Consider the following 2438-nt stretch of genomic DNA (forward strand, 5'->3'; position numbering starts at 1 on the left):
CCACCGCCAGGCCGGCCAGCGCCGCGGGCGCGGTGCCGGCCGCATAGGCCTCGGGCGCCCAGATGAACACGTCGGCGGCCAGGGCGCGCAGGGCGTCGGCCGCGTCGTCCAGCGTGGGGCCGGCGCCGTCGAGGCGGGTGAGCAGCAGGGCCACCACCGTGGCCGCCACCGTGCCGGCGACCAGGGGGCCGAGCACGGCGAACAGCACGGCGTAGCGCAGGGCGGACCTGATCGGCGAGCTTGCGACGGGGGTTGGCGGCGCGGCCTCGCTCATCGGTCTTCGTCCCGTCCGATCACGCCGATCTGGGCTCCGAACCAGGCCGCGATCAGGCAGGGCGGCACGGCCAGCAGCGCGACCAGGGCCAGGCTGGCGACGTCGGGCAGGAAACGCGCCGCGTGCACGGCCAGCGTGGCCAGCGCCCCGGTCGCCCCGGCCAGCAGGTAGATCCGCTTGCCGCCGCCCACCCTGGCCGCGCCCGCGCCGGTGACGAAGCCGGCCAGGGCGGCGGGGATCAGAGCGCCGGCGAACACCAGGGCCGGGGCCAGCAGGATGACCAGCCCCTCGGTCTCCAGCGGCCCGTGCGTCAGGCTGAGCGCGCCTGCCGCCGCCGCGGCGACCACCGCCGCGGTGAACGGCGCGGCGACCACGAAGACCAGCGCGCCACGCACGCCGTCGCGAAACGTAGCCGCCGCCGGAGCCGGATCGAGGGACTCGCTCATGGCCCCGATCATAAACCGGCTCGCAGAACGTGGATATGGCGAAGCTTGGTGAACGCTGTCACGCCCTCGAGAGCCCCCCCGGGAACCCCGCTAGGAATCGCCGCGAACCGCGGTACAAAACGGCGGTCCCCACCGGGGACGCTTGGGATGTGCGCGCGTGACCAACTACCTTCCGCTGCTGGCGGCCGCCGTGGGCGGCTATCTGCTGGGCTCCATTCCCTTCGGGGTGATCGCCACGCGCCTGGGCGGCGCCGGCGACATCACCAAGTTGGGCTCCGGCAACATCGGCGCGACCAACGTGCTGCGCACCGGCCGCAAGGACCTGGCCGCCCTGACCCTGATCGGCGACGTCGGCAAGGGCATCGTGGCCGTGGTGCTGGCCTGGTTCCTCACCCATGACCCGGCCGTCGTGGCCGTGGCCGGCGGCGCGGCCTTCCTGGGCCACCTGTTCCCGGTCTGGCTGAGGTTCAAGGGCGGCAAGGGCGTGGCCACCTTCTTCGGGGTGCTGCTGTTCTCGGCCCCGCCGGTCGGCCTGGCCGCGGCCGCGACCTGGATCGCCATGGCCTTCCTGTTCCGGATCTCGTCGCTGGCGGCCCTGACCGCGGCCGCGCTCGCCCCGGTCTACGCCCTGCTGTTCGACCAGCCCTACGCCTATGTCTGGCTGGCCCTGTTCATGGGCGTGCTGATCTTCGTCCGCCACCGCGCCAACATCCAGCGCCTGCTGAATGGCCAGGAGCCGAAGATCGGCGCGGGCAAGAAGAAGGACTGACGCCTGGACCGGGGGGAGCGCTTCAACCGACTACGGCTGGCGCGCACCGAGCGCGTCGGGCCGATCGCCTACCAGAACCTGCTGAGCCGGTTCGGCTCGGCCGGCGAGGCGCTGCTGAGGCTGCGCTGCCTGTCGGCCCGCGCGCCGCTGGCCCCGCCCCAACCCGGCGAAATCGAGGCCGAGCTCGAAGCCGGCGAAGCTATGGGCGCGCGCCTGCTGGTGCTGGGCGACGAAGACTTCCCATCGCAGCTGGCGGCGCTGGACGCGCCACCGCCGGTGCTGTGGACGCTGGGCGACGCGGGCCTGCTGGCCAGGGACGCCTGCGCCGTCGTCGGCGCGCGCATCGCCTCCTCAGCCGGCCTGCGCTTCGCCCGCGGCCTGGCGGCCGAACTCGGCCAGGCCGGCCTCTGCGTCACCTCCGGCATGGCCCGCGGCATCGACGGAGCCGCGCACGAAGGGGCCCTGCCGACCGGCACGGTCGCGGTGCTGGCCGGCGGCATAGACGACGTCTATCCGCCCGAGCACGACGGCCTGTGGGCCCGCATCCGCGAGGGCGGCTGCATCGTCGCCGAGCAGGCCCCGGGCGTGCGCGCCAAGGCCCACGACTTCCCCCGCCGCAACCGGATCATCTCTGGCCTGTCGCGCGCCGTCGTGGTGGTCGAGGCGGAGCTGCGCTCCGGCTCGCTGATCACCGCCCGCCTGGCGGCCGAGCAAGGCCGCGAGGTGCTGGCCGTCCCCGGCTCGCCGCTGGAGCCGCGCGCCAAGGGCACCAACGACCTGATCCGCCAGGGCGCGGCCCTGTGCGAAGGCGCCGAGGACGTGCTGCGCGCGCTCGCCGCCCCGCGCACCCTGCGCGAGCCCGACGGCCGCTGGGACGCCGCCGTTCCCGACGCCGAGGTCGACGCGGTGCGCGCGCGGGTGCTGGACCTGCTGTCGCCCACCGCCATCC

At 74.7% G+C, this 2438-nt stretch carries 4 protein-coding genes; 2 read left to right on the forward strand and 2 right to left on the reverse strand.

The genetic code is table 11. The features are described from left to right. On the reverse strand, positions 1–274 hold a 274-nt coding region (locus G3573_RS21130), incomplete at its 3' end, for a hypothetical protein (RefSeq protein ID WP_163263615.1). Continuing rightward, the gene (locus G3573_RS21135) at positions 271–720 is read right to left on the reverse strand and encodes a hypothetical protein (protein WP_163263616.1); all 450 of its coding nucleotides are present in this window, start codon (positions 718–720) and stop codon (positions 271–273) included. The genes G3573_RS21135 and G3573_RS21130, both read right to left, overlap by 4 nt. A 157-nt stretch (positions 721–877) precedes the next feature. Between G3573_RS21135 and plsY the strand changes: the two genes are divergently transcribed. Together plsY and dprA are read left to right on the forward strand one after the other, a co-directional pair. Further along, positions 878–1489 (forward strand): glycerol-3-phosphate 1-O-acyltransferase PlsY, encoded by a 612-nt coding sequence (gene plsY, locus G3573_RS21140; protein ID WP_346427428.1) that lies wholly within the window; start codon positions 878–880, stop codon positions 1487–1489. 3 nt (positions 1490–1492) lie between these two features. Beyond that, positions 1493–2438 (forward strand): DNA-processing protein DprA (dprA, locus tag G3573_RS21145; RefSeq protein ID WP_163263618.1); only part of this gene is annotated, 946 nt, incomplete at its 3' end.

It is taken from the genome of Caulobacter sp. 17J65-9, from assembly GCF_010975005.1.
GTDB lineage: Bacteria > Pseudomonadota > Alphaproteobacteria > Caulobacterales > Caulobacteraceae > 17J80-11.